Genomic DNA, 24,762 nt, shown 5'->3' on the forward strand with positions numbered 1-24,762 from the left:
GGCGCGCGCAAGCGCGGCGGGTGGGGGCTCTTTCCTCTTGGGGAATCCCTCTGCGGAGACACCCTCTCCCCAACCCTCCCCCGCAAGCGGGGGAGGGAGCGCACCGCCCGTGCGGCCACATTGCAAAGCCCTAAAACGGCCGGACGATTCCGACGCGCGGGATCAGCGTGAGTATCAAACCGAAGATGTTGGTCTTCTGATCCTCGGCCGGAATCAGCGGCGCTTCCTGCTTGGCCGGCAGCATCGTCACGGCATGCAGGATCAGGAACATGCAGACCGCCCAGTTCGAGATCCAGCGCGAATAGTCGAACACCATCGCGAACATCACGAGATAGGCGACGCTGACGCCGACCAGTGCTGCGATGACGAGCCCCTTGTGCCGCTCGTTCGCAAGCGTGCCGATCAGGCTCGCGAAGAAACGCCATAGCGGCGTGTGCAGCCAGATCAGAAGCGCGAACACGGGCACGCCGAGGATGTTGTGCGGCAGACGGCTCCAGGTGTCGGCAACCTCTTTCGCCAGCGGCTGGTACCAAATGTAGGCGAATTGCAAGAGGTCGGTGCGCGCCGGATCGGCCATCCGGCTCTTCAGATAGGCGACGAAGTCCGCCTCGGGGATCGGCATCGTTCCCATAAACTGCGCGGCGAAGAACAGCGCCGAGACGGCGGCAAGGGCGATCACACCGAAGACGACATTGCTGCGATCACAGCCGCAAGCGAGGTAGTGCCGGATCACGACGATGGTGATGATCGTCGGCACATACATCAAGAGATGAATGTGATGGATCAGCACGAGAATAATCGAGAACAAAGCAGCCGTCGCCACGAAGAGCAGCGAGCCCGCCGGCATCAGCAGCAGGATGATCGCCAGCGCGCAGCCATAGATGTCGAAATGGCCGAGCGTGTGCATGAAATTCTTCAGGAAGAACGGCGAGCCCGCGGTGAAGACGAACAGCGGCAGCGTTCTCGCGGAGAAGCCAAACGTGTTCTGGAACAGCCTGGCATAGAGGCCCAGCGTTGCAAGCCACGTCGTCCCGCCGAGCGCGAACACCAGCCAAACCGGCACTTTCGCCGTGAACAGCGCGACGATCGCCCCGATCAGCGCGCGCTTGATGAAGCCGAAATGATAATCGACCAGGAGATGGATGTAGGGGACATAAGGCGGCAGCTGGATCTTGTGAATGAGCACGCCGACGATGACCGCCGCGTTGATCGCGAGCAGGAGCCGCCAGGGATTTTGCAGGATGCGTACGGTCACGCCGCATCAATAGCGTGACCGCTCCAAATTACAAAATGAACCGGCTCAGATCCGCGTTCTTGGCGAGGTCGCCGATGTGCTTTTGCACGTAATCCGCATCGAGCCGGACGGTCTCGCCGTTGCGGTCGGGGGCGGTGAAGGAGATCTCGTCCAGCACCCGCTCCATCACGGTCTGCAGCCGCCGGGCGCCGATGTTCTCGACCGTTGAATTGACCGCAACCGCAATGTCGGCCAGCGCATCGATGGCGCTGTCGGCGATGTCGAGCGTCACGCCCTCGGTCTGCATCAGGGCGACATATTGCTTGATCAGCGAGGCCTCGGGCTCGGTCAGGATGCGGCGCATGTCGTCGCGGGTCAGCGCCTGCAATTCGACGCGGATCGGCAGGCGGCCCTGCAATTCCGGCAGCAGGTCGGACGGCTTGGCGACGTGGAAGGCGCCGGAGGCGATGAACAGGATGTGGTCGGTCTTGACCGCGCCGTGCTTGGTCGAGACCGTGGTGCCTTCGATCAGCGGCAGCAAGTCGCGCTGCACGCCCTCGCGGGAGACGTCGCCGCCGACGCGGCCATCGCGGGCGCAGATCTTGTCGATCTCGTCGAGGAACACGATGCCGTTGTTCTCGACCGCGCTGATCGCCTCCAGCGTCAGCTGCTCGGTGTCCAGGAGCTTGTCGGATTCCTCGTTGACGAGAATTTCGTGCGAGCCTTCCACCGTGAGCCGCCGCGTCTTGCTGCGGCCGCCCAGCTTGCCGAAGATGTCGCCGATCGAGATCGCGCCCATCTGGGCGCCCGGCATGCCCGGGATCTCGAACATCGGCATGCCGCTGCCGGACGATTGCGTCTCGATCTCGATTTCCTTGTCGTTCAATTCGCCGGCGCGCAGCTTCTTGCGGAAGGATTCCCGCGTCGCCGAGCTCGAATTGGCGCCGACCAGCGCGTCGAGCACACGCTCCTCGGCGGCGAGCTGGGCCCGCGCCTGCACGTCCTTGCGCTTCCTCTCGCGCACCTGCGCGATGGCGACCTCGACGAGATCGCGGATGATCTGCTCGACGTCGCGGCCGACATAGCCGACCTCGGTGAACTTGGTCGCTTCCACCTTCAGGAACGGCGCATTCGCGAGCTTGGCGAGGCGCCGCGCGATTTCCGTCTTGCCGACGCCGGTGGGGCCGATCATCAAGATGTTCTTCGGCAGCACCTCCTCGCGCAGGGAGCCGGTCAGCTGTTGCCGGCGCCAGCGATTGCGCAGCGCGATCGAGACGGCGCGCTTGGCGTCGCCCTGGCCGACGATGAAACGGTCGAGTTCGGAAACGATTTCGCGGGGGGAGAAGTCTGTCATGTCTGATTAGCTAGGGCGGGAGGCGGCCAAGGACAAGCCGCATTTTGGGTCAGATGATCGGCGGGCCGGATTGCCATTGCTTCACGGCCTCGATCGGATGGATCAGCATCAGGATATTGAGCGTCAGATTGTCGCGAATGTGGAGCGCCAGCACGATCTCGAAGGCCAGCCCCAGCAGCACGGTCGCGGTGACAGGCAGCGCGCGCGCGGCCAGGAACCCGAGGATCATGGCCAGATTGTCCGAGACCGAATTGAGGATGCTGTCGCCGTAATAATCCAGCGAGATGGTGCCGGCACGGTATCGCTCGATGATGAAGGGCGAGTTCTCGACGATCTCCCAGGCGCCTTCGATCAGTATCGCGATGATCAGCCGTGCCGGCCAGGAGAGACGCAGAAACGGCAATCGTGCGAACAGCAGCCAGGTCAGGCCGTAGAACAGGAAGCCGTGCAGGACGTGTGAGAACGTGTACCAGTCCGCGATCTGCTGGGAATTCTCCGAGCTGCTCACCACGCCGTGCCACAGCTTGATGGTGCCGCAGGTGCAGATCGGCACCCGCCCCATCGCAAGCAGGATCGCGGCCTGCAGCGCGAGCAGCAACAGCGCGATGCCGACCCAGGCGAGCGGCGGGACAGCGACCTTGCTCTCGCGGGCCTGCACCAGCGTCACGGTTCGCGCACCATCAGCAATGACGGACCGTCCGGCGTCTCGACCATGCGATCGCGGACGAATCCCGCTTTCTCGTAAGCGCGTATCGCGCGCGCGTTGAGCGGGTCCGGATCGGTGACCATGCGCGGCAGGCCCTGCCGAAACCGTTCGTCGACGAATTGGCGCGTCAACGCCGAACCATGGCCGCGGGCGATCATGTCGGTTTCGCCGATGAACTGGTCGATGCCACGCGTGCCCTCCGGTTGCGGCCCGAAGCCCGTATTCCAGGCGGTCAGGCGGTAGCACTGAAGATAGCCGAAGGGCCTGTCGCCGGCCAACACGATGAACTGGTCCATCGCCGGCTCGTCGAGATCGCCGCTGACCAGCGAAAACTGCTCGTCCGGATCGCCCCACCACTCCCTCACATGCGCCTCGCCCAGCCATCGCCGGATCAGGGGCAGGTCGGCCACGGTCATCGGGCGGAAGGCGTAGGTGGACGCCATCGCCTAGCCGCTCGCCAGGCTCTCAATGGTCAGATTCCGGTTGGTGTAGACACAGATGTCCGCGGCGATGTCGAGCGAGCGGCGGACGATGGTCTCGGCGTCCTTGTCGGTGTCGAGCAGGGCTCGGGCGGCCGCCAGCGCGTAATTGCCGCCGGAGCCGATCGCCATCACGCCGGCCTCGGGTTCGAGCACGTCGCCGGTGCCTGTCAGCACCAGGGAGACGTCCTTGTCGGCCACGATCATCATGGCTTCCAGCCGCCGCAAATAGCGGTCGGTGCGCCAGTCCTTGGCGAGCTCCACGGCCGCCCGGGTCAGCTGCCCCGGATATTGCTCGAGCTTGGATTCGAGCCGCTCGAACAGGGTGAAGGCGTCGGCCGTGGCGCCGGCAAAGCCGCCGATCACGTCGCCCTTGCCGAGCTTGCGGACCTTCTTGGCGTTGGACTTGATCACGGTCTGGCCGATCGAGACCTGGCCGTCGCCGCCGACCACCACCTTGCCGCCCTTGCGGACCGTTAGAATCGTGGTGCCGTGCCAGCCCGGCGAGCTGTTCTGGGAGTCCTGCATGAAATACCTCGTTGTCCGGCCTGATTTAGGCGGTCAGGGGCTGGGGCACAACGGGCCGTTCCGGCCCTAGATTCTGCTCACCATAGGCGGAAGTGGTGCCATGCTTGAGCGTTCCCGCAGTAGCGAAGGCGTCGTTTGGCTGTTAATAGACTGGCGTTTTCGGCTCCCAAGCTAGAATGGAAACCGCACTTCAATGCGCACCGCGACGATCAAGCGCAAGACCAAGGAAACCGACATCGAGGTCTCCGTGAACCTCGATGGCACCGGCGTGGCCAATATCGCGACCGGCATCGGCTTTTTCGACCATATGCTCGATCTCCTCGCCCGCCATTCCCGCATCGACCTCACGGTCAAGGCGGTGGGCGATCTGCACATTGATTATCACCATACCACCGAAGACACCGGCATCGCGCTTGGCCAGGCGGTCAAGCAGGCGCTCGGCAACATGGCGGGCATCACCCGCTATGCCGGCGTGCACATGCCCATGGACGAGACGCTGACGCGCGTGGTCATCGACATCTCGGGCCGCCCGTTCCTGGTGTTCAAGGCCGACTTCCCCCGCGCCAAGATCGGCGAGTTCGACACCGAGCTGGTGCGCGAGTGGTTCCAGGCTTTTGCCATCAACGCCGGCGTGACTCTCCACGTCGAAACCCTATATGGCGATAACAGCCATCATATCGCCGAGTCCTGCTTCAAGGGTCTGGCGCGGGCGCTGCGCACCGCCGTGGCGATCGATCCGAAGGCGGCGGGCGAAATCCCCTCCACCAAGGGCTCGCTCGGCGGCTGACATCTCCGTCTTGCGGCGAACGCTGCTGGCGGCATCACTGAATTTCGAGAACGGGGCATCACCATGCCTGTCTACACAGTTCACGCTCCCTCACCCGCCGGAGCCGATCTGCGCGCGACCGACAGGTTCGTGTTCGTGCGCGACGGCTTCCATTTCTGGGCGATGATCTTCGGTCCGTTCTGGCTGTTGTGGAATCGGCTGTGGTTGGCGCTGATCGGCTATCTGATCTTCGTGGCCGCGTTCAACGCGGGGCTGTCGAGCCTCGGCGTCGGGCGCTCTTCGATCTTCTTCGCCGATCTCATCGTCGCGGTACTGATGGGCTTTGAGGCCTCGAGCCTGCGCCGCTGGACCTTGTCGCGCGGCAAGTGGCGGCAGCTCGACATCGTGGTCGGCGACGACGGCGATACCGCGGAGCGCCGCTTCTTCGAGCGCTGGAGCGAGAAGAACGGCATCGCTGGCGATCAATGGACCATCGATCGCGGCGGCCCGCCGCCGACCCGGAATGTGCCGGGTCAGCCATTCTCGAACCCGCCGCCGATTCCGGCCGGCGGCATCATTGGGTTGTTTCCAGAACCGGGAGGGTCAAGATGAGCGTCGCCATCATCGATTACGGTTCCGGCAATCTGCATTCCGCCGCGAAAGCCTTCGAGCGCGCCGCGCGCAGCCTGGAGAGCCCGCAAAAGGTCTTCGTCACCAGCGATCCCGACCAGGCTTACGAAGCTGACCGCCTGGTGCTGCCCGGCGTCGGCGCCTTCGCCGATTGCCGGCGTGGGCTCGACGCCGTCAACGGCATGGTCGAGGCGATCACCGAAGCGGTGCGCGTCAAGGCGAGGCCGTTCTTCGGCATCTGCGTCGGCATGCAGCTGATGGCGAGCCGCGGCAAGGAACACGTCGTCACCGAAGGCCTGAACTGGATCGGCGGCGACGTCGAGAAGATCACGCCGCGCGATGAAAACCTGAAGATCCCGCACATGGGCTGGAATACGCTCGAGGTGCTCAGGGAGCATCCGGTGCTGGACAAGCTGCCGCTCGGCCCGAAGGGCCAGCACGCTTATTTCGTGCACTCCTACCACCTCAACCCGGCCAGCGAGGCGGACGTGCTCGCGCGCGCCGATTACGGCGGGCCCGTCACCGCGATCGTCGCGAAGGACACCGCCATCGGCACGCAGTTTCACCCCGAGAAGAGCCAGCGTTTTGGCCTGGCTCTGATCTCGAACTTTTTGCGATGGAAACCGTGATGGATTGCACGGCTTTCACCTCGTCATTGCGAGCGCAGCGAAGCAATCCAGCGTCTTTCCGCGGCGGCAGTCTGGATTGCTTCGCTGCGCTCGCAATGACGGAGTGGTTAGCTGGCAGATCCGTTCCCATGATGGGGACGAGAGCAGGTGCGACATGATTCTCTTTCCCGCGATCGACCTCAAGAACGGCCAGTGCGTGCGCCTCGAGCAAGGCGACATGGCGCGCGCGACCGTGTTCAACCTCAATCCCGCCGCGCAGGCGCAGAGCTTTGCCGCGCAGGGCTTTGAATATCTCCACGTCGTCGACCTCGACGGCGCCTTCGCCGGCAAGCCGGTGAATGCTGACGCCGTCGAGGCGATGCTGAAGACGATCAAGATTCCGGTGCAGCTCGGCGGCGGCATTCGCGATCTCAAGACCGTCGAAGCCTGGCTCGACAAGGGCATCGCCCGCGTCATCATCGGCACCGCCGCGGTGCGCGATCCGGAGCTGGTGAAATCCGCTGCGAAGACATTCCCCGGCCGCGTCGCGGTCGGGCTCGATGCGCGCGACGGCAAGGTCGCGGTCGAGGGCTGGGCCGAGACGTCACAGGTCACCGTGCTCGAGATCGCCAAGCGTTTCGAGGATGCCGGCGTTGCCGCCATCATCTTCACCGACATCGCGCGCGACGGCCTGCTCAAGGGCTTGAATTTAGAGGCGACGATTGCGCTCGCCGATGCCATCTCGATTCCCGTAATCGCCTCCGGCGGCCTCGCCTCGATCGAGGACGTGAAGGCGATGCTGACGCCGCGCGCGAAAAAGCTCGCGGGCGCGATCGCGGGCCGTGCGCTCTACGACGGCCGGCTCGATCCGGCTGCGGCCCTCACCTTGATCCGCGACGCGCGCAGGAGCTGACCCATGTTCAAGGTGCGCGTGATCCCCTGCCTCGACGTCAAGGACGGCCGCGTCGTCAAGGGCGTCAACTTCGTCGATCTGCGCGATGCCGGCGATCCCGTCGAAGCCGCGATCGCCTATGACGCCGCCGGCGCCGACGAGCTCACTTTCCTCGACATCACCGCGACCCACGAGAACCGCGGCATCATGCTGGACGTGGTCCGGCGCACGGCGGAGGCCTGCTTCATGCCTGTCACCGTCGGCGGGGGCGTGCGCGAGGTCAACGACATCAAGACGCTGCTGCGCGCCGGCGCCGACAAGGTCTCGATCAATAGCGCCGCGGTGTCGCGGCGCGAATTCGTCAAGGAAGCTGCCGAGAAATTCGGCGAGCAGTGCGTGGTTGTCGCGATCGACGCCAAGCGCGTCAAGCGTCCGGGCGGCGACCGCTGGGAGATCTTCACCCATGGCGGACGCAACTCGACCGGCATCGACGCTATCGAATATGCCCAGGAAGTGGTTTCGCTCGGCGCCGGTGAAATCCTTCTCACCTCGATGGACCGCGACGGCACCCGGCAGGGATTCGACATTCCGCTGACCCGCGCGATCGCCGACAGCGTTCCCGTTCCCGTGATCGCCTCGGGCGGCGTCGGCAATCTCGACCATCTCGTCGACGGTATCCGCGACGGGCACGCCACGGCCGTGCTGGCCGCCTCGATCTTCCATTTCGGGGAATTCACCATTCGCGAAGCCAAGGAGCACATGGCGCGGCGTGGGCTGCCGATGCGCCTGGATGCCTGACGACTCCGGTTCGTAACGATGCTACATTGGCGGATGGCGATGGCCGCCGTGGCCAGATCTGTTGCCAAGCGTGTTTTTGAGTGAGTCCGATGCCGCGTTTCACGATCCATGATCTGGCCGAAACCATCGACGCCCGCGCGGCGTCCGGCGGCGAAGCGTCCTATACCCGCAAGCTGCTCGACAAAGGTCCCGAGCATTGCGCCAAGAAGTTCGGCGAGGAAGCAGTCGAAACCGTAATCGCTGCAGTCGAAAACGATCGCGCGCATCTGATCGCTGAAAGTGCCGACCTGCTCTATCATTTCCTTGTGCTGCTGAAGGCACGCGGCATAAAGCTGGAAGAGGTCGAGGCGGCGCTGGACAAGCGGACCTCGATGTCGGGGCTAGAAGAAAAGGCGTCGCGCAAGGGCGGCTAGGCAAGGCGAAGAGATCGCAACGGAAAGGCGGCGTCATGGATATCCGCGCACCCGAACAGCAGTACAATCCCTACCGCGTCTATACGCGCGAGCAATGGGCGCGGCTGCGCGACGATACGCCGATGACGCTGGAGCCGGGCGAGTTCGACCGGCTGCGCTCGCTGCACGACCGCCTCGACCTGCAGGAGGTCGAGGACATTTATCTGCCGCTGTCGCGCCTGTTGTCGATCTACGTCGACGCGATGCAGCGCCTGTATTACGCCGAGCGCCAGTTCCTCAACATCCGGGATCGCAAGGTGCCCTACATCATCGGCGTCGCCGGCTCGGTGGCGGTCGGTAAATCCACCACGGCACGCGTGCTCCAGGCGCTCTTGGCACGCTGGTCGCCGCGGCCGAAGGTCGAGCTGATCACCACGGACGGATTTCTCTACCCCAACGCGGTGCTCGAGCGTCAGGGCATCATGCAGAAGAAGGGTTTCCCGGAGAGCTACGACCTGCCGCTGCTGCTCAGCTTCCTCTCCGACATCAAGTCCGGCCGCGGCCACGTGCGCGCGCCGGTCTATTCGCATCTGACCTACGACATCGTGCCGAACCAATGGGCCGAGATCGACCAGCCCGACATCCTGATCGTCGAAGGCGTCAACGTGCTGCAGACCGGCAAGCTGCCGCGCGACGGCAAGGCCGTGCCTGTCGTCTCCGACTTCTTCGATTTCTCGGTCTATATCGACGCCGACGAAGCGGCCCTGCGGCAATGGTACATCAAGCGCTTCCTGGCGCTGCGCGATACCGCATTCACCAATCCCAAGTCCTATTTCAACCGCTACGCGCTATTGTCGGACGAGGAAGCCACTGCCACCGCGATCGCGATCTGGGAGCGCACCAACCTCGCCAATCTCGAGGACAACATCCTGCCGACCCGGCCGCGTGCGACGCTGATCCTCAAGAAGGGCGCCGACCACACGGTGGAGAGCGTGGCGCTCAGGCGTCTGTAATCGCCCCCGGTGCGCTGCCATGCCCGTTCGAGCATGGTGTCTTTTGTTGCAGACCAATAATGGGTATTCCGCTATTCCTTGGAAAACGGCGGGGGCACACCATGGTTGATCGTCTCAGGAGCGCTGCGGAGCAGCTGGAAGCTCCGATCTGCCCGGATTGCCATGTGGAGATGAAGTGGTTCCGCTCGGAACTGCTCGCGGACGAGCCGACCCCGGTTATCGCGCATCTCTTCGTATGCCCGCACTGCAAGCGCGCGGCGCAGGCAAATACCGTCTTCCGCGGAGGCCAGACGACACCCGACAAGCTCTCGGCGCCGCGCTTCACTGCCTCGGCTGCTTGACATTCCGCGTCGGCCGGATCGCCCGCGCCAGGCCCGATATGACGGTCATTTCCGGGCTCCCTGTTGCACCTTCGCGACGACGAAGATGTGCCACGTCGTCAGAAACATCGCAGCGACGAGCGGGCCGATGACGAAGCCGTTCGCACCGAACGAGGCGAGCCCGCCCAGGGTGGCAAGCAGCACGACATAGCTTGGCATCTGGATCGACTGGCCGACCAGGATCGGGCGAAGAAAATTGTCCGCAAGCCCGATCACGAAGGTGCCGAAAGCGAGCAGGATGAGCCCCTTCGTGACTGCGCCTGCCACGAGTAGGTAGAGTGCAGCCGGAACCCAGACCAGGGCGGAGCCGAGCACGGGCAGCAGCGAGACCAGCGCCATGAGCGCGCCGGCGAGCAGCGGCGCCGTCAGGCCGAGCAGCCAGAAGATGAGCCCGCCAAGTGCTCCCTGGATCAGAGCGACGAGAACGATTCCTTTGATGGTTCCACGAACCGCCAGGGTGAAGGCATCGAGGATTTCGGCGGTGTGGCTCGGGCGTAGCGGCAGCGCGTCGCGAATGCGGGCATTGAGCTCGTCACCGTCGCGCAGCAGGAAGAACAGCAAATACAGCATCACGAGCAGGCTTGCGACGAACTCCAGCGTCACCTGACCGATGTTGATCGCATGTCCGGCCAGTTGTTGCCCGGCAGGGACGACCAGACCCGACAGGCGTTCCCTCAGGGATGAAAAATCGATGCCGGCCAGGCGATCCAACAGGGACGCAGCCCAGTTGGGAAGCGCGGATTTCAGCTGCTGCAGGGGATGAGCGAGGCTGATCTCCCCGCTCTGAATGCGCTGATACAGCTCTCCGCCCTGGTCGATGAGCGAAGCGATGACGATCGCTACGGGGATGAGGACCATGACGACCACCACGACGACGGTGATGAGTGCGGCAAGGCTGTGCTTCCCGGGCAAGGACTTCAGGACCCGTCGATAGAACGGGGCGAAGATGATGGCCAGCAGCGTGGCCCACAACACGGCACCGGAGAACGGCCAGAGCACCCAGGCGAACGCAACGGAGATCGCGCCGAGCAGGATGAGGAATGAACGGTCTTCCGATGTTCTCACGTGTTCGCCAGCTCTTCACTCGTTCGCCACACGACGTCCGTAGCACGACATCGTGGTGGAGCGGCAGTCCAGGCCGCTTCCCGGTCCCTCACCTGCCCGCTTTCGCGATCCAATCCGCAAGCTTGATGCGCCCGGCTAAGGTGGCGGGGCCCGAGCTGCCGGCCTTGTAGACGAAGGCCTCGCCTTCCTGGACGTCGCCGGCCTCCTTGCCGAAGGCGTCGGCGATGTTGGTCTTGTGGGTGATTAGGACCGTGTTGGTGCCCGCCTTCGGCGGCGCATCGACGAGCTGACGCACGGCCTGCCCGGCCTTGGCATTGGCGCCGGTCGGGTTTGCCATTCCCGATGCGCTGGCGTTGCTGCTGTCGGTCAGGGCATCGACCGGCTTGACCTCGAGGCCCGAGATCAGCTTGCCGGCCTCGACCGCGCGGTTCAGCCGGCTGGTGTAGATATCGCCGATCGGGATCGCGAGGTCCCTGATCGCCATCCCGATCTGGCGCGCCGCCTCCCTGCCCTTCTCGCTGAGCTGACGTTGGGCACTCATGTCGTCGAACTTGAAGGGATAGACGTCCTTCTGGCTGTCGTCGGTCGCGGTGTGCCGGAAGATCAGGACGTAACCGCCCTGCTTGAGCGACGAGATGACATCAGGTGTATCGGCGGCAGCGTGCTGAACGCTTCCGGCGAGGAGGACAATGAGGGCGAGGCGGCAAAGCACGTTCATGCGCAAAATCCTCAGTTGCAAAATGCCCCCTTGAGGATCGTGACGCGCAACGCGCGCGATTTCAATTACGATCGCCGGACGAGATCAGGTTCCCGTGAGATCCGGAACTGTCAGGTGCCGGGCCGCGGCGAGGCCCGCGAGCGCCTCCTCGAGCTTCTCGCGGTCGAGCGGCTTGATCAGAAATCCGTTCATGCCCGCCTCGAAGCAGGCATAACGATCCTCCACCAGCGTGTTGGCGGTGAGCGCCAGGATCGGCGTGTGCTGAGCGCCAAGAGCGGCCTCATGCGCGCGGATGCGCTTTGTCGCCTCGATGCCGTCGAGCTGCGGCATCTGGATGTCCATCAGCACGAGATCGTAGGGAGTGCCGGCGGATGAGGCCGCGAGCCAGGATTCCAGCGCGGCCTCGCCATGGACGGCGATGACGACGCGGTGGCCGAGCTTGGCCAGCAGCGAGCGCATCAGCAAGGCGTTGATCTCGTTGTCCTCGGCGACGAGGATCGACAGGCCTTTCGCCGGCGCGGGGCCGGCGGTTGCCGCCGGCGGCTCCGGCGCGAGATCCGGCGAGGCGACCTCCGGGGTCAGAGCTAGACGCGCGGCGAGCGAGGCTGCGCGCAGCGGCTTCACCAGAAAGCCGGTGAAGGCCGGCGACAGCTTCTCGTGCCGCGAGCTGGACGTCAGCAGCACGAGGCGCTGCAAGGCATGCGCGCGGGCGGCTTCACCGAGGTGGTCGGCCACGGCAGGACCGAGCGCACGATCGATCAGCACCGCGTGCCAGAAACGTTCCGGCAGCAGCGCTTCGGCGACCGCCGCATCCGCAACCAGGCAGGTCTGGCCGCCCCAGCGCTCGAGGCGCCGCGCGATGAGCGAAGCTTCGATGCCGTCGGCGACGAGCAGCATCGACTTGCCGGTGAGGTCGGGGCTCGGAAATGCGGTCTGTCCCGCGCCGCCTTGCGAGGGCGGAAGCGGCGCTGCGACCTCGAAGGTCGAGCCTTTGCCCGGCTCGCTCGTGAGCGTGATCCGGCCGCCCATGCGCTTGACGATGCGCTCGCTGATGGCAAGGCCGAGCCCGGTGCCGCCATAGGTACGGGCGACGCGCTCGTCGGCCTGCTCGAATTCGCGGAAGATGCGCTGCTGGGCTTCGGCTGCGATGCCGATGCCGGTGTCGCGGACCAGGAAGCTGATCTCGTTCGGCCAGATGCCGGGCTCGACGATCAGCGCCACACCGCCGCTGCTCGTGAACTTGATGGCGTTGCCGGCGAGGTTCAGCAGCACCTGGCGCAGCCGCGCGGCGTCGCCGACCACTTCCAGCGGCAGGCGCTCGTCGACATAGGCGGCGATCTCGAGCGACTTGGCCTGCGCGCGCGGCGCGAGCAGCTCGGTGATCTCCTCGACCAGGGTCGAGAGCGCGAAGGGACGTTGATCGAGGTCGAGCTTGCCGGCCTCGATCTTGGAATAGTCGAGCAGCTCCTCGATCAGCGCCATCAAGGCTTCGCCCGAGGTCTTCACCGCCCTGGCATAAGTCACCTGCTCCGGCGTCAGATTTGTGTCGAGCAACAGGCCGCCCATGCCGATGATGCCGTTCAGGGGCGTGCGGATTTCGTGCGAGGCCATCGCCAGGAAGCGCGACTTGGCGCGGTTGGCGGCGTCGGCCTGGTCGCGCGCATCGGACAATGCACGCTCGGTCTCGGTGCGGTCGGTGACGTCACGTCCCACGCTCTGCAATTCGGCGGGCTGGCCGGCATCGAGGCGGACATAGCCCTCGCGCCAGGCGATCCAGCGCGCACCGAGGGGCGTTGCGATCTTCTGGTCGTGGATGCGCGTGCCGTTGCTCTCGCGGGCGCTGTCGCCCTGCTCCAGCACGTCGAAATCGAACCGCGTGCCGACCAGCGCGCTGCGCGCCTGTCCTGCGAGCGTGCAATAGGCCTCGTTGGCAAAGGTGATGCGGCCGCTCGTGTCGCGCAGCACGATGAGGTCGCCCTGCTGCTCGAACAGGCTGCGGGCGCGTTCTTCCGCCTCCTTCAGCTCCCAATTGCGGTCGATCAACGCTTCGTTGTGGGCGGCGAGCGTCCGCAGCCGCTTATTGACGAAGCGCAGGCGCATGCTCAGCGTTGCAAGGCCGAGACAGGCGAGCGCGAACAGGAAGCTGGCGCCGATCGCAAAGGTGTGGGGATCGTAGCCGGAATTCTCGGACCGGCTGCCGGACACGAAGCCATAGGCGCCGCCGAACGTCGCCGAGAAGATCATGAAGGAGCGGATCGCGAAGGAGAGCCTCGGATGCTGCCGCCTGAAGCGACGCATGCGCACCTTGATCCGGAACGTCCGACCCATCACAACCGACCCTTGGCAACCGACCCTTGCCTGAAACCCCGCCGCCGCGTGCGACGATGGCCCGCCGACCTTGCGAACAGCTTGCGGCTGTGGCGATGCCTCCGAACAGGGTTGACGAGGTGTTAACGGTTTAAAGCGAAGCCGCCTGGAAGCGGCCATGGCCGCCGCGCGCGCCGACGATCAGCGCTGCCGCCTCGCGCGGCGAGAACGTCTTCGAGCGCACAAAGATGCGGTAATCCGCCGGTCCTTCGCTGGAGAGATAGACCACCTGGCCGCCGTCGACCGGCTGCGCTGCGATCGAGACGAGGCGCGTCGAGGGACTAGCCTGGCAGGAGTCCGGCTCGGAGCCGAGGCCGTCGTCGACCACGGCAAAATCCGCCGCGTCGGCATCGTCGGTGATCTGGACCCGCACCGTGGCCCGCGCGGGATCGTCGGTGAAGGCGACATGCACGCCGGCGGTCCAGAACAGCGAGGTGAGCTCGACCGATGTGTCGCCCAGCGCGATGCAGGGATGCGACACCGAACCGATTTCGGCGCGGGCGAAGACCGCAGCCGCCAACAGGGGAACAGCCGAGGCCAGGAACTTGAAACGCAACATGACGCTCTACTCGCCGGGCCCAGGGAACTCACAGTCGAAACGCGTCGGGCCTTATGGTTTGCAGAGCGTAAAGGAAAGTCGTTACCGCCGGGTTGACGCGCGAGGCGCTTACGCCAATTGGCGCACATCCTCCGCGAGTGCGCGGTAGGACAGCGCCTCGGCAAGGTGCAGCCGGCCGATCTTGTCGGCATGATCGAGGTCGGCCAGCGTGCGCGCCACGCGCAGCACGCGGTGATAGCCGCGCGCCGACAGGCGCATCGTCTCGGCGGCGTCGCGCAGCAGCTTCTGACCCTGTGCATCGGGCTTTGCGATCTCCTCCAGCACGGAGGCGGGGGCCTCGGCATTGGTGCGGACATGGGGCAGGCCTGCGTTCGCATAGCGCGCCAGCTGGATGTCGCGCGCCGCCGCCACGCGGGCGGCGACCTCGGCCGATCCTTCCGCCGGCGGCGGCAGGATCAGGTCGGCGGCGGTCACCGCCGGCACTTCGATGCGCAGATCGATGCGGTCCATCAGGGGACCGGAGATGCGCGCCTGGTAATCGGCGGAGCAGCGGTCGATGCGGCCGCGCTTGCAGGCATAGCCGGGCTCGAACGCATTGCCGCAGCGGCAGGGATTCATCGCCGCGACCAGCATGAAGCGGGCAGGGTAGGTGACGCGGTGATTGGCCCGCGACACCGCGACCTCGCCGTTCTCCAGCGGCTGGCGCAGCGAATCCAGCACGCGCGGATCGAACTCCGGCAATTCGTCGAGGAACAGCACGCCTTGATGCGCCAGCGAGATCTCGCCGGGCTTGGCGCGCGCGCCGCCGCCGGTGAGGGCGGCCATGCTGGCGGAATGATGCGGCGAGCGGAACGGGCGCCGTGCCGTCAGCGCGCCGCCTTCGATCTCGCCGGCAACGGAGGCGATCATCGAGACCTCGAGCAGCTCGCCTGGCGACAGCGGCGGCAGGATCGAGGGCAGGCGCGCCGCCAGCATCGATTTGCCCGCGCCCGGCGCGCCGATCATGAGCAGATGATGTCCGCCGGCGGCCGCGATCTCCAGCGCGCGCTTGGCGCTTTCCTGGCCCTTGATGTCGCGCAGGTCGAGCGTCGAGGCGGCGGCCTCGTGCACTTTCGGCGTCGGCCGCGACAGCACCTGCGTGCCCTTGAAATGGTTGGCGATCTGGATCAGCGAGCTCGCCGCAACGATCTGGATGTCCGGGCTCGCCCACGCCGCTTCGGAGCCGCAGGACGCCGGGCAGATCAGCCCCTCCTCGCGCATATTGGCGCCGAACGCGGCGGGGAGGACGCCGGCCACGGGCGCGATCGAGCCGTCGAGGCCGAGCTCGCCGAGCACGGTGAATCCGGTCAGCGCGTCCGGCGGGATCGCACCGATCGCCGCCATCAGCCCGAGCGCGATCGGGAGGTCGTAATGGCTGCCCTCCTTGGGCAGGTCGGCCGGGGCCAGATTGACGATGATCCGCCGTGCCGGCAGCGCCAGCCCCGAGGCGATCAGCGCCGAGCGCACCCGCTCGCGCGCCTCCGACACCGCCTTGTCCGGCAGGCCGACGATGGCGAAGGCCGGCAGGCCGGGCGCGACCTGCACCTGCACGTCGACCGCGCGGGCCTCGATCCCCTCAAAGGCGACGGTGGAAACCCGCTGAACCATGTCGAACCAGCCTGCCCTGTCCTGCAATTAGGGGTAGCAGAGCACGGCCGTCTCCGCAAGAACAATACGAGAACAATCCGCTGGCGCCCGGTCAAATCCTAACCGGGCGTAAACGCGCCGCGGAAACTACGTCTCGAATGCGAGTCGCTGTCCTCAGCACATCCCAACGAATGTCCGCTACTCCTAGGCCTGCGGGATGGGCCGTGGTCTAACGGGTGAACAGTTCAAATGCTTGCAAATCGCCGGAGAAGCGAACGTCGGGTGTGCAGCCGCCTCGCCAAAATCCATTTTGGCGCGGGCTCGCTGCCGCGGGATTGCACGATCACGGACATTTCGGATGGCGGCGTGAAAGTGGTGGCGGAATTTTTGGAAGTGCCGCCGCAATTCACCATCATCTTCGCGCCCGATTATTCCCGCCAATGCCGCCTGCGCTGGCGCATCGGTTGCGAATTCGGTGCCGAATTCGTCGACTGAACCTCGACAGGCCTGCCTCCTTAACGGGACTTTAGCGTTAATCGGTAAGCATCTCTGATCAGTTGCCGAGTGATCAGAGTATGTCCAAGCGTTCGTCCCTCGCTTTTCCCCCGGCGAGATATCTGTGTTCTGCCGTCCTGATCCTTGCCCTCGGCGGCTGTCAGACCACCGGCATCGAGGACGTCACCGGCGCGCTCGGCGGCAAGAAGGAGTCCGCCGCCAAGGACGGCGCCAAGTCTGACACCAGGGCCGACGCCAGGCCGGAGATGGACGCACTTCGCGAGCGCTATCGCGCCAAGCCCGGCGATCCCGCAATGGCCATCGAATACGGCAAGGCGCTGCGCGACAGCGGCCAGCGTGCGCAGGCGGTCGCGGTGCTCGAGCAGGCCGTGCTTGCCCATCCCGGCAACAAGGCGCTGCTCGCCGGCTATGGCCGCGCACTCGCCGACAACGGCAATTTCCAGCAGGCCTTCGACGTCCTCGGCCGGGCGCATAGCCCTGAGGATCCCGATTGGCGCATCCTGTCGGCGCAGGGCGCTGTGCTCGATCAGCTCGGCCGCAACGAGGAAGCGCAGCAATATTACGCCGCGGCGTTGAAGATCGTGCCGAACGAGCCGACCGTGCTGTCCAATCTCGGCCTGTCCTATATGTTGCAAAACAACCTGTCGAAGGCCGAACAGGTGCTCGGCCGCGCCTATCAGCGCAATCAGAACGATGCGCGGGTCCGCGCCAATCTGGCGCTCGTGCTGGGATTGCAGGGTCGCGAGGCCGAGGCCGAAATCCTCGTGAAGGCAGATTTGCCGCCGGACCAGGCCGCGGCCAAGGTCGCGGCGCTGAAGCAGCTGCTGGCGAAGAAGCAGCAGCGGGCGGACAGGTAATCCGCCCCTTCTGCCGTGGCGCCTACGAGACCTTGCGATGCGGGGCCGAGCTCCGTCCCGACTTGCCCTTCAGCTTCTTCAGCAGCGGTTCGAGCAGCGAGCGCTTCGGCTTCTTCACCTCGCCGCGGCCGGCGAGGCGGTTCGCCATGTTCTGGAACAGAACGGTGGTGCGGTGGCTCCTGGAGACCTCCGCGATCATCTGGCCATTATTGGCCGCGGTCGAGAACAGTTTCGAATCGAATGGGATCACCGCGATCGGCTGGCTCTCCATGGTCTTGGCGAAGGCCTTGACCTCGATCTCCGCGCGCTTGGGCATGCCGACCTGATTGATGCAATACAGCGGCGGCCGGTCGTTCGGTCGCGCCGCCTTCAGGACGCTCAGCATGTTCTTGGTGTTGCGCAGGTTGGCGAGATCGGGCTCGGCCACGATCACGATGTCGTCGGCGTTCACCAGCGCGCGGCGGGTCCAGCCGGACCATTGATGGGGAACGTCGAGCACGATGCAGGGCGTCGTCATGCGCAGCGTGTCGAACACCGCGTCAAAAGCTTCGGCACCGAAATCGTAGACGCGGTCGAGCGTGGCGGGCGCCGCCAACAGGCTGAGGCGATCGGTGCATTTGGCGAGCAGGCGCTCCATCAGCGCCGTGTCCGGCCGGTCCTGCGACAGCACCGCATTGGCGATGCCTTGCACCGGATCCTGGTTGTAGTCGAGGCCCGCGGTGCCGAAGGCGAGGTCGAGATCGATCACGACGGAATCGAGCGAGAGGTCGCGGGCGATGGTCCAGGCCAGATTATGCGCGACCGTGGACGCGCCGACGCCGCCCTTGGCGCCGACCACCGCGATGACGCGGCCGGTGATGATGGCCTCGGAGGCCGAGAACAGGCTGCAGATCGAGCGGACCACGTCGAGCGTCTCGACCGGTCCGACCACGTAGTCGTTGACGCCGCGGCGCACCAGCTCGCGATAGGGCGCGGTGTCGCTGGGGCTGCCGATCACGACGACGCGGGTGCCGGGATCGCAGACGCCGGCGAGATCGTCCAGTCCCTCGAGGATGTCGCGCGTGCCGTCGGACTCGATGACGATCACGTTCGGCGTCGGCATCGATTCATAGGCTTCGATCGCCGCGGCAAGGCCGCCGTCCTTGGCGCTGAGGTGGGCCTTGGCGAGCCGGCGATCCTGGCCAGCCGCCGTCACCGCGTTGAGCGTCTGCTCGGTCTCGCAAAAGGCTTGCACCGAAATGCGAGGAACCGGCGCGATATGTTCCTCGGGATGCTGCGGATCGTCCGCGTCTTCGTCGTGGATGGCTGTCATCTGCCGGTGTCGCTGAGTTTGGCCTTGTCGGATTCGGGATAGGTGGTTGTCGTCGTCGTGCCCTTGCGATAGCGCTCGAACGCGATGTCGCGCCGTGCGGTGTATGCAGGCGTCTCGGCGCGCGGTTGCTCGAGGTCGGCCGGGTTGTCGATCATCGCCGCGAGATTGCGCTGGCTGGCGCAGCCCAGATTGAAATAGGGCCGATTCTCGTTGTAGCCGGGATCGAGGATGTTGGGCCCGACGTCTTCCGGCCACAGCCCGCAGGGGCCGGCGACCGCGGTGATCTTCGAATAGCTGAGGCGGATGGTGGGCAGCAGCCCGGGATCATCAGGACGATAGGGACGCTGGACGATGGCGCGCGACGGCACGCCGCCGGACGTGAGCACCGAGCGGATCTCCTGATAGCTCGCGGCAGCCGCGCGCGAATTGGCGGTGTCGACCGGGACGTCGACGACGACGGAGCTGCTGCCTTCGCGCACCCAGTCCCGCGCGATGCCCGCGACGTCCGCATGCTGCGCAGCCGAGAGGCCGCCTCTGCTCTTGCCGACGAAGATCACGATCGACTTCTTGCCTTCCTGCACCGCAATCGGGTGGCGCTGGCGATAATCGGTCGGCACCGTCTGGGTGACGATCTCGGTGGTGTTGCAGGCGCCCAGCATGACGGACAACCCCGTCAGTGCCAGCGCGATGCTTACGCTGCGACGTCGATCGGCTCTCGTCTTCGTCATCGCCTGATCCCCTCTTGCCCCGTGTCTTGCCCGGTCCCCAAACCGTTCGTCTCAGTCGATGATGAAGCCGAAATCACCGGGCGTGCCGGCGACCGGATCGACGCGGCTCGCGACGCCGTAGAGGCGGTTGACCCGGCCGAGCAGCGCCCTCTGTGCGTCCGAGGCCGGCGCGAAGCCGTCGTCGGGCCGCGACAATTCCTTCTGAGCGACCGCGCGCACCACATAGGGCGTCACGATCACCATCAGCTCGGTCTCGTTGTTGACGAAGTCCTGGCTGCGGAACAGCGCGCCGATGATCGGTACCTGGTCGACACCAGGCAGCCCGTTGATCGCCTGCTTGGTCTGCTGCTGGATCAGGCCGGCCATCGCCATCGAGCCGCCCGACGGAATTTCCAGCGTCGTTTCGGCGCGGCGGGTTTGCACCGAAGGAATGGTGATCGAGTTGGTCGAGTTCCCGGACACGGCCTGCGTCAACGTGATCGAGTTGGTGTTCGACAGCTCCGAGACCTCGGTCATCACGCGCAGGCTGATGCGGCCTTCGCTGAGCACGACCGGGGTGAAGTTCAGGGAGATGCCGAACTTCTTGTAGGTGACCTGGGTGGTGCAGACGTGTGTGACCGGATCGCAGGCATAGCCTCCGGGAATCGGAAATTCACCGCCGGCGACGAAAGTGGCGGATTCGCCCGAGATCGCGGTCAGGCTCGGCTCGGCCAGCGTGCGCATGACACCGGCGCTCTCCATCGCCCGCATCGTCGCGTTGACGGTGGCGACGCCCTTGGCGAGCCCGGTGACGCCGAGCCCATTGCTGCCGACGATCGGCCCGCCGGAGACCGAGAACGGGTTGGAATTGTTGAAATTCACCACGGCGGTGCCGGCGTTCAGGCTGGCGCTGAGATCGACACCGAGCTGCTTGACGATGTCGCGGCGGACTTCGCCGACCACGACCTTGAGCATGACCTGATCGCGGCCGCGGACGACGATGTTGTTGACGACCTTGTCCGAACCGCCGACGAGCTTTGCGGCGACGTCGCCGGCCTGCTGGGCCTCGACCGGGCTCGACACCGAGCCGGTCAGCATCACGCTGTCGCCGACGCCTTCGATCTGGACGCCGGGCAGGGACTGCCGCAGCGCTGCGCGCATGCCGTTGAGGTCGCGCTTCACCGCGATGTCATAGGAGGCGACCTGCTGGCCGTCGGCGGCGAAGAACACGACGTTGGTCTGGCCGACCTGGCCGCCGATGATATAGGCGCGCTGGGCCGAGCGGATCACCGCATTGGCGATCTTGGGATCGGCCACCAGCACGTCCTTGACCTCGCGCGGCAGGTCGATGACGACGGACTTGCCGATGCCGAGCGACAGAAAGCGCGACCGCGCCGGTGCGACCGTCCCGACCGACGATACGCTGAGATCCGACGCCTGCATCGGCGCCTGGTCGCCGATTGGCGCCTCCGCGGCACTGACGACGCCGTGAGCCGCGAGCAGCCCCAGCATCAAGATCGTCCCCGCCAGGACCGAGCGCGCGCGCTTTCCCCGAATGCGCAGGCCCGTCCGATCACCCCCGTAGTTCATGCTGTCCCCATCACTTCTGCGACGTCAGTTGCCGTGCCTGGACGCCGTAACGGATCACGTTCACGCCGCCCGGGCGCTTGATCGCCTGGTCCTCGGGCGTGCCGTCGACTGCGTTGGCATCGACGATGCTGCGCAGTGCGAGTGTCAGAGTGCCGCCCTGCCGTGCGGCTGAAAGCGTGGCGATCTGGTCGGGCCGGAGCTCGAGCGTGACCGTCTTGCCGACGACCGCGTTCTGGCCCTCCTTTTCCTTCGGAGCCTGGTCGATCGCGAGCACGCGGATGTTGGTGAGAATGACCTCCGACAGGATGAGGTCGTTGCCGCCGGTCGGGCCGTTGCTGTTGCCGCCGTCCGGATTCTTCAGCCGGCGGGTCAAGACGATGTCGACGCGGTCATTCGGCAGGATGAAGCCGCCGGCGCCGGTTTCGGCTGAAATCTCGGTGGAGACGGCGCGCATCCCGGACGGCAGGATCGCGGCCATGAAGCCGGAGCCTTCGGCCTTGACCAGCTTCTGCTCGCGGATCGGCTCGCCCTGCATCAGCGGCACGCGCGCGATCGAGCCTGCGATCTGGGTCCGGGCCTCCGGCCTGCTGTCGCGGCGGATGAAGGCGCTGCTGGCGGTCGCCGCGGGCCAGGCCTGCCATTGCAGGTCCTCGGGCTTCACGGCCTGGCCGAGCTGGATGTCGTTCTTGGCGATGAGGACCTCGACCGTCGGCAGCTTCTCGGCGACGGGCAGGGTGGCCGCGGGCGGATTCTGATAGCCGCTCGCCAGATATGCAGCGACGCCGCCGGCGCCGAGAGCGATGACGAGAACGACAATGCGTGCGGTATTCATACGCTTCTACTCTTACGCGGGGCACTCGAACCGCACCTGGCGTGTTCCCCCGCGTCGATGAGTAGGCAGCAAAAGTATAAGGGGTGTTGCGAGGCCGAACGTGATCGCTGGCCGCGATGCTGGTTTTCGGCAGATGGTGAACGCGGCGTTATTGAGCCGGCCAACGGCCCCGTAGTTTCACGCATGTCGGAGCACGCGTTTGCGCGAGGCGCGGGGGCGTCATGGTGAATACGTCGTTAGCGCGCGAGGTGGCCGCGAGCATCGTCCGTAGCCTGGATGGAGCGCAAGCGTAATCCGGGGCCGGTGCGAGTGGTGGGCCTCCCGGGTTTCGCTAACGCTCTATCCGGGCTACGCGCAGAGCTCTACTTCTTCCGCTTCGCTTCGATCACGTCCCAGATCTTCGCCGCGACATCGGGGCCGCCGAGCCGAGCGATGGCGCGGATGCCGGTCGGCGAGGTCACGTTGATCTCGGTGAGATTGCCGTTGATGACGTCGATGCCGACGAACAACAGGCCGCGCTCGCGCAGCGCCGGGCCGACGGTGGCGCAGATCTCGCGCTCGCGCGGCGTGAGCTCGGTCTCCTGCGCCGCGCCGCCGCGCACCATGTTGGAGCGGAGGTCGTCGGCCGCCGGCACACGGTTCACCGCGCCGGCGAACTCGCCGTCGACCAGGATGATGCGCTTGTCGCCGTGCTTCACCTCGGGGATGAATTGCTGGATCACCCAGGGCTCCCTGAACGTCACCGAGAACATGTCGAACAGCGAGCCGAAATTCATGTCCTGCGGCATCACGCGGAACACCGCCGCGCCGCCATGGCCGTGCAGCGGCTTCATGACGACGGCGCCGTGCTTGTCGCGGAACGCGTTGATCTCATCGAGGTCGCGCGAGATCAACGTCGGCGGCATCAGCTGCGGAAAATTCATCACGAACAGCTTTTCCGGCGCGTTGCGCACCGAGGCGGGATCGTTGACCACCAGCGTCTTCGGATGGATGCGCTCGAGGAAATGCGTCGAGGTGATGTAGGCGAGGTCGAACGGCGGGTCCTGGCGGAGCAGCACCACGTCGAAGCCGTTCAGAGCCTCGCGCTTTGGCTCGCCGAGGGTGAAATGGTCGCCGGGCTCGTCGCGCACGGTCAGGAGCTGAACCGGTGCGACCAGCTCCTCGCCGACCATCGAGAGCTTGTCGGGCGTGTAATAGGACAGGCCATGGCCGCGCTTCTGCGCCTCCAAGAGCAGCGCGAAGGTGGAATCGCCCTTGATGTTGATGCGGGCGATGGGGTCCATCTGGACGGCGACGTTCAGTTTCATGGGCTGCCTTTCAGGTCGAGGCGTCGAATGCCGCCAACACATGGCGCGGAAGCGAGCGCGGCGCAATCAGCATGGCGTCGAATCGCAATTCGAATTCGGCATGCTCGGGATGCGCTGCGAGCCAGCCTTGGGCGGCGTCGATGATGCGCTGCTGCTGGCGCGGCGTCACGGCGAAAGCGGCATCGTCCAGCGTGGCGCGTGCCTTGACCTCGACGAAGGCGATCAGGTTGCGGCGCCGCGCCACGATGTCGATCTCGCCATGCGGCGTGCGGTAACGTTTGGCGAGAATGCGGTAGCCCTTGGCCATCAGATAGGCCGCGGCGCGGCTCTCCGCGGAAATCCCGGTCTGGAACGCCGCCACGCGCTCCGGCGAGGCGACCTTTGGCTCCGCAGGAGTCTCAGTCTTCGCCATCGCCGCCCCGCGAATCCTTTGCGAGCTCGAGCGCGCGGGCATAGACCTCGCGGCGCGGCCGGCCCGAGAGCGCGACCGCATGCGCCACGGCATCTTTAACGCTGTGCGCGGCAAGCTGCTCGCGCAACAGACCGTCGAGTGCGTCCAATGTCAGAACCTCGGCGTCGGCCGCGGGCGGCGCGATCACCAGCACGAATTCGCCGCGCGTCTCCAGCGTATCGGCCTCGCGCGCCAGTTCGCTCAATGGTGCGCGCGAAATCTCCTCGTGCAGCTTGGTCAGCTCGCGGCAGATCGCGGCCTCGCGCGCCCCCATGATCTCGGCGAGATCGGCGAGCGTGTCCTGCACGCGGTTGCCGGATTCGAACATCACCAGCGTCGCGTCGATGCGGGCGAGCTCGGCGAGGCGCGACTTTCGCGCCGCGGATTTCGCCGGCAAAAAGCCTTCGAAGAAGAACCGATCGGTCGGCAGGGCTGCGACCGACAACGCCGCTAGTACCGAGGACGGGCCGGGCAGCGCATACACCGCATGGCCGGCGGCGCAGACCTCGCGCACCAGCTTGAAGCCGGGGTCGGAGATCAGCGGCGTGCCGGCGTCCGACACCAGCGCGACCGAGCTGCCCTGTCCGAGGGCTTCGAGGATTTTTGGACGCGCGGCCTCCGCATTGTGCTCGTGATAGGGCTTGAGCTGTGCCGTGATCGCATAGCGCTCGGTCAGGCGGCGCGTGATGCGGGTGTCCTCGCAGGCGATGACGTCGACGCCGGCGAGCGTTTGCAGCGCCCGCACGGTGATGTCGCCGAGATTGCCGATCGGGGTCGCGACCAGATGGAGGCCTGGCGCCGCCTTCGGCGCCGCGAGCCGATGGGCATCGATGGAGAAACCGCGCGAGGCGGCGTCTTGAGCTTCAGGCGTATTTATCGGGGCCGGCTTTGCGCGCATAATGAAGTCAACTTAGGCACGATCTGCAGGGCTGGGAACCGGCTCGCCGAAAAAGATCGTGCCGAGGCGAGGGGCGAGGAACGGACGGGAATGTGATCGGTCGAAGATCACGTCGGGAGGGAGTGAAGGCCCTCGCGCCATATTCGCGACGGAAACGCCGCCTTGATGAGTGAATGA

Annotated in this window: 27 protein-coding genes; 10 read left to right on the forward strand and 17 right to left on the reverse strand. The window is 65.7% G+C overall.

Going from position 1 to position 24,762, the window contains the following annotated elements; genetic code table 11:
- Nucleotides 1-130: 130 nt before the first annotated feature.
- Genes AB7M16_RS19040 through hslV form a run of 5 tightly spaced genes read right to left on the reverse strand, consistent with a single transcriptional unit; the run spans nt 131 to nt 4,301 of the window.
- Nucleotides 131-1,255: a hypothetical protein gene (locus AB7M16_RS19040; RefSeq protein ID WP_453944847.1), complete on the reverse strand. Its 1,125-nt coding sequence runs from the start codon at nt 1,253-1,255 to the stop codon at nt 131-133.
- Between the two features lie 28 nt (nt 1,256-1,283).
- Nucleotides 1,284-2,588 carry an ATP-dependent protease ATPase subunit HslU gene (gene hslU, locus AB7M16_RS19045; protein WP_453944849.1) on the reverse strand — a complete coding sequence of 435 codons (1,305 nt, stop codon included), beginning with the start codon at nt 2,586-2,588 and terminating at the stop codon, nt 1,284-1,286.
- A gap of 49 nt (nt 2,589-2,637) precedes the next feature.
- Complete coding sequence (locus AB7M16_RS19050) at nt 2,638-3,249, reverse strand: DUF2585 domain-containing protein (protein ID WP_453947226.1); 612 nt, start codon at nt 3,247-3,249, stop codon at nt 2,638-2,640.
- Nucleotides 3,250-3,251: 2 nt separating this feature from the next.
- Nucleotides 3,252-3,737 carry a GNAT family N-acetyltransferase gene (locus AB7M16_RS19055; RefSeq protein ID WP_453944851.1) on the reverse strand — a complete coding sequence of 162 codons (486 nt, stop codon included), beginning with the start codon at nt 3,735-3,737 and terminating at the stop codon, nt 3,252-3,254.
- A gap of 3 nt (nt 3,738-3,740) precedes the next feature.
- On the reverse strand, nt 3,741-4,301 hold the full coding sequence (gene hslV, locus AB7M16_RS19060; protein WP_018646043.1) for an ATP-dependent protease subunit HslV: 561 nt from the start codon (nt 4,299-4,301) through the stop codon (nt 3,741-3,743).
- A 193-nt stretch (nt 4,302-4,494) separates the two neighbouring features.
- Here hslV and hisB point away from each other — a divergent pair, with 193 nt between their 5' ends.
- The 8 genes from hisB to AB7M16_RS19100 all read left to right on the forward strand — a co-directional run bounded on the left by hisB (nt 4,495) and on the right by AB7M16_RS19100 (nt 9,741).
- Complete coding sequence (hisB, locus tag AB7M16_RS19065; protein ID WP_212257841.1) at nt 4,495-5,088, forward strand: imidazoleglycerol-phosphate dehydratase HisB; 594 nt, start codon at nt 4,495-4,497, stop codon at nt 5,086-5,088.
- 63 nt (nt 5,089-5,151) lie between these two features.
- A complete protein-coding gene (locus AB7M16_RS19070; protein WP_212257840.1) occupies nt 5,152-5,679 on the forward strand; it encodes a DUF2628 domain-containing protein in 528 nt (175 codons plus the stop codon).
- Nucleotides 5,676-6,326: an imidazole glycerol phosphate synthase subunit HisH gene (gene hisH / locus AB7M16_RS19075; RefSeq protein ID WP_172787811.1), complete on the forward strand. Its 651-nt coding sequence runs from the start codon at nt 5,676-5,678 to the stop codon at nt 6,324-6,326. Before AB7M16_RS19070 ends, hisH begins: the two co-directional genes overlap by 4 nt.
- A gap of 154 nt (nt 6,327-6,480) precedes the next feature.
- A complete protein-coding gene (hisA, locus tag AB7M16_RS19080) occupies nt 6,481-7,218 on the forward strand; it encodes a 1-(5-phosphoribosyl)-5-[(5-phosphoribosylamino)methylideneamino]imidazole-4-carboxamide isomerase (protein WP_453944854.1) in 738 nt (245 codons plus the stop codon).
- 3 nt (nt 7,219-7,221) lie between these two features.
- Nucleotides 7,222-7,995, forward strand: coding sequence for an imidazole glycerol phosphate synthase subunit HisF (gene hisF, locus AB7M16_RS19085; protein ID WP_018646048.1), 774 nt, complete (start codon nt 7,222-7,224; stop codon nt 7,993-7,995).
- A gap of 89 nt (nt 7,996-8,084) precedes the next feature.
- On the forward strand, nt 8,085-8,408 hold the full coding sequence (locus tag AB7M16_RS19090; RefSeq protein WP_036044993.1) for a phosphoribosyl-ATP diphosphatase: 324 nt from the start codon (nt 8,085-8,087) through the stop codon (nt 8,406-8,408).
- Between the two features lie 35 nt (nt 8,409-8,443).
- Nucleotides 8,444-9,400 (forward strand): type I pantothenate kinase, encoded by a 957-nt coding sequence (gene coaA / locus AB7M16_RS19095; protein WP_172787809.1) that lies wholly within the window; start codon nt 8,444-8,446, stop codon nt 9,398-9,400.
- 101 nt (nt 9,401-9,501) lie between these two features.
- Complete coding sequence (locus AB7M16_RS19100; protein ID WP_172787808.1) at nt 9,502-9,741, forward strand: hypothetical protein; 240 nt, start codon at nt 9,502-9,504, stop codon at nt 9,739-9,741.
- A gap of 45 nt (nt 9,742-9,786) precedes the next feature.
- Here the strand turns inward: AB7M16_RS19100 and AB7M16_RS19105 are convergent, their stop codons facing one another.
- From AB7M16_RS19105 to AB7M16_RS19125, 5 genes are all read right to left on the reverse strand, one after another.
- Nucleotides 9,787-10,779, reverse strand: coding sequence for an AI-2E family transporter (locus AB7M16_RS19105; protein WP_349628414.1), 993 nt, complete (start codon nt 10,777-10,779; stop codon nt 9,787-9,789).
- Nucleotides 10,780-10,933: 154 nt separating this feature from the next.
- Nucleotides 10,934-11,563, reverse strand: coding sequence for a histidine phosphatase family protein (locus tag AB7M16_RS19110; protein ID WP_453944857.1), 630 nt, complete (start codon nt 11,561-11,563; stop codon nt 10,934-10,936).
- 84 nt (nt 11,564-11,647) lie between these two features.
- Nucleotides 11,648-13,891, reverse strand: a complete 2,244-nt coding sequence (locus tag AB7M16_RS19115; protein ID WP_453944859.1) for an ATP-binding protein — start codon at nt 13,889-13,891, stop codon at nt 11,648-11,650.
- Nucleotides 13,892-14,021: 130 nt separating this feature from the next.
- A complete protein-coding gene (locus AB7M16_RS19120) occupies nt 14,022-14,489 on the reverse strand; it encodes a hypothetical protein (protein ID WP_212257832.1) in 468 nt (155 codons plus the stop codon).
- A gap of 108 nt (nt 14,490-14,597) precedes the next feature.
- Nucleotides 14,598-16,136 (reverse strand): YifB family Mg chelatase-like AAA ATPase, encoded by a 1,539-nt coding sequence (locus AB7M16_RS19125; RefSeq protein ID WP_453944861.1) that lies wholly within the window; start codon nt 16,134-16,136, stop codon nt 14,598-14,600.
- A 228-nt stretch (nt 16,137-16,364) separates the two neighbouring features.
- Between AB7M16_RS19125 and AB7M16_RS19130 the strand changes: the two genes are divergently transcribed.
- Both AB7M16_RS19130 and AB7M16_RS19135 read left to right on the forward strand, forming a co-directional pair.
- Nucleotides 16,365-16,610 (forward strand): PilZ domain-containing protein, encoded by a 246-nt coding sequence (locus AB7M16_RS19130; protein WP_018644993.1) that lies wholly within the window; start codon nt 16,365-16,367, stop codon nt 16,608-16,610.
- Nucleotides 16,611-16,690: 80 nt separating this feature from the next.
- Complete coding sequence (locus AB7M16_RS19135; RefSeq protein WP_453944863.1) at nt 16,691-17,488, forward strand: tetratricopeptide repeat protein; 798 nt, start codon at nt 16,691-16,693, stop codon at nt 17,486-17,488.
- Nucleotides 17,489-17,510: 22 nt separating this feature from the next.
- On the opposite strand, the gene AB7M16_RS19140 is transcribed toward AB7M16_RS19135, so the two are convergent.
- The 7 genes from AB7M16_RS19140 to rsmI all read right to left on the reverse strand — a co-directional run bounded on the left by AB7M16_RS19140 (nt 17,511) and on the right by rsmI (nt 24,585).
- Nucleotides 17,511-18,800, reverse strand: coding sequence for an AAA family ATPase (locus tag AB7M16_RS19140; RefSeq protein WP_453944865.1), 1,290 nt, complete (start codon nt 18,798-18,800; stop codon nt 17,511-17,513).
- Entirely contained in the window at nt 18,797-19,528 is a 732-nt protein-coding gene (locus tag AB7M16_RS19145) for a CpaD family pilus assembly protein (protein ID WP_453944867.1), read from the reverse strand. Before AB7M16_RS19145 ends, AB7M16_RS19140 begins: the two co-directional genes overlap by 4 nt.
- A gap of 51 nt (nt 19,529-19,579) precedes the next feature.
- Complete coding sequence (locus AB7M16_RS19150) at nt 19,580-21,097, reverse strand: type II and III secretion system protein family protein (protein WP_453944869.1); 1,518 nt, start codon at nt 21,095-21,097, stop codon at nt 19,580-19,582.
- Between the two features lie 10 nt (nt 21,098-21,107).
- Complete coding sequence (gene cpaB, locus AB7M16_RS19155) at nt 21,108-21,929, reverse strand: Flp pilus assembly protein CpaB (RefSeq protein WP_172787798.1); 822 nt, start codon at nt 21,927-21,929, stop codon at nt 21,108-21,110.
- 362 nt (nt 21,930-22,291) lie between these two features.
- A complete protein-coding gene (gene gshB, locus AB7M16_RS19160; protein ID WP_197962545.1) occupies nt 22,292-23,236 on the reverse strand; it encodes a glutathione synthase in 945 nt (314 codons plus the stop codon).
- A gap of 10 nt (nt 23,237-23,246) precedes the next feature.
- Nucleotides 23,247-23,648: a YraN family protein gene (locus AB7M16_RS19165; RefSeq protein WP_172787796.1), complete on the reverse strand. Its 402-nt coding sequence runs from the start codon at nt 23,646-23,648 to the stop codon at nt 23,247-23,249.
- A complete protein-coding gene (gene rsmI / locus AB7M16_RS19170) occupies nt 23,635-24,585 on the reverse strand; it encodes a 16S rRNA (cytidine(1402)-2'-O)-methyltransferase (RefSeq protein WP_453944872.1) in 951 nt (316 codons plus the stop codon). Before rsmI ends, AB7M16_RS19165 begins: the two co-directional genes overlap by 14 nt.
- Nucleotides 24,586-24,762 lie beyond the last annotated feature (177 nt).

The sequence above is a fragment of the Bradyrhizobium sp. USDA 372 genome (genome assembly GCF_053629095.1).

Coding starts and splice junctions, on each gene's coding strand:
- AB7M16_RS19150 (WP_453944869.1), bottom strand. CDS start 21,097: ATGAACTACGGGGGTGATCGGACGGGCCTGCGCATTCGGGGAAAGCGC.
- AB7M16_RS19100 (WP_172787808.1), top strand. CDS start 9,502: ATGGTTGATCGTCTCAGGAGCGCTGCGGAGCAGCTGGAAGCTCCGATC.
- AB7M16_RS19140 (WP_453944865.1), bottom strand. CDS start 18,800: ATGACAGCCATCCACGACGAAGACGCGGACGATCCGCAGCATCCCGAG.
- AB7M16_RS19120 (WP_212257832.1), bottom strand. CDS start 14,489: ATGTTGCGTTTCAAGTTCCTGGCCTCGGCTGTTCCCCTGTTGGCGGCT.
- AB7M16_RS19110 (WP_453944857.1), bottom strand. CDS start 11,563: ATGAACGTGCTTTGCCGCCTCGCCCTCATTGTCCTCCTCGCCGGAAGC.
- hisB (WP_212257841.1), top strand. CDS start 4,495: ATGCGCACCGCGACGATCAAGCGCAAGACCAAGGAAACCGACATCGAG.
- gshB (WP_197962545.1), bottom strand. CDS start 23,236: ATGAAACTGAACGTCGCCGTCCAGATGGACCCCATCGCCCGCATCAAC.
- hisH (WP_172787811.1), top strand. CDS start 5,676: ATGAGCGTCGCCATCATCGATTACGGTTCCGGCAATCTGCATTCCGCC.
- AB7M16_RS19090 (WP_036044993.1), top strand. CDS start 8,085: ATGCCGCGTTTCACGATCCATGATCTGGCCGAAACCATCGACGCCCGC.
- hisF (WP_018646048.1), top strand. CDS start 7,222: ATGTTCAAGGTGCGCGTGATCCCCTGCCTCGACGTCAAGGACGGCCGC.
- coaA (WP_172787809.1), top strand. CDS start 8,444: ATGGATATCCGCGCACCCGAACAGCAGTACAATCCCTACCGCGTCTAT.
- AB7M16_RS19145 (WP_453944867.1), bottom strand. CDS start 19,528: ATGACGAAGACGAGAGCCGATCGACGTCGCAGCGTAAGCATCGCGCTG.
- hisA (WP_453944854.1), top strand. CDS start 6,481: ATGATTCTCTTTCCCGCGATCGACCTCAAGAACGGCCAGTGCGTGCGC.
- AB7M16_RS19135 (WP_453944863.1), top strand. CDS start 16,691: ATGTCCAAGCGTTCGTCCCTCGCTTTTCCCCCGGCGAGATATCTGTGT.
- AB7M16_RS19115 (WP_453944859.1), bottom strand. CDS start 13,891: ATGGGTCGGACGTTCCGGATCAAGGTGCGCATGCGTCGCTTCAGGCGG.
- AB7M16_RS19165 (WP_172787796.1), bottom strand. CDS start 23,648: ATGGCGAAGACTGAGACTCCTGCGGAGCCAAAGGTCGCCTCGCCGGAG.
- cpaB (WP_172787798.1), bottom strand. CDS start 21,929: ATGAATACCGCACGCATTGTCGTTCTCGTCATCGCTCTCGGCGCCGGC.
- rsmI (WP_453944872.1), bottom strand. CDS start 24,585: ATGCGCGCAAAGCCGGCCCCGATAAATACGCCTGAAGCTCAAGACGCC.
- hslU (WP_453944849.1), bottom strand. CDS start 2,588: ATGACAGACTTCTCCCCCCGCGAAATCGTTTCCGAACTCGACCGTTTC.
- hslV (WP_018646043.1), bottom strand. CDS start 4,301: ATGCAGGACTCCCAGAACAGCTCGCCGGGCTGGCACGGCACCACGATT.
- AB7M16_RS19130 (WP_018644993.1), top strand. CDS start 16,365: ATGCTTGCAAATCGCCGGAGAAGCGAACGTCGGGTGTGCAGCCGCCTC.
- AB7M16_RS19055 (WP_453944851.1), bottom strand. CDS start 3,737: ATGGCGTCCACCTACGCCTTCCGCCCGATGACCGTGGCCGACCTGCCC.
- AB7M16_RS19125 (WP_453944861.1), bottom strand. CDS start 16,136: ATGGTTCAGCGGGTTTCCACCGTCGCCTTTGAGGGGATCGAGGCCCGC.
- AB7M16_RS19070 (WP_212257840.1), top strand. CDS start 5,152: ATGCCTGTCTACACAGTTCACGCTCCCTCACCCGCCGGAGCCGATCTG.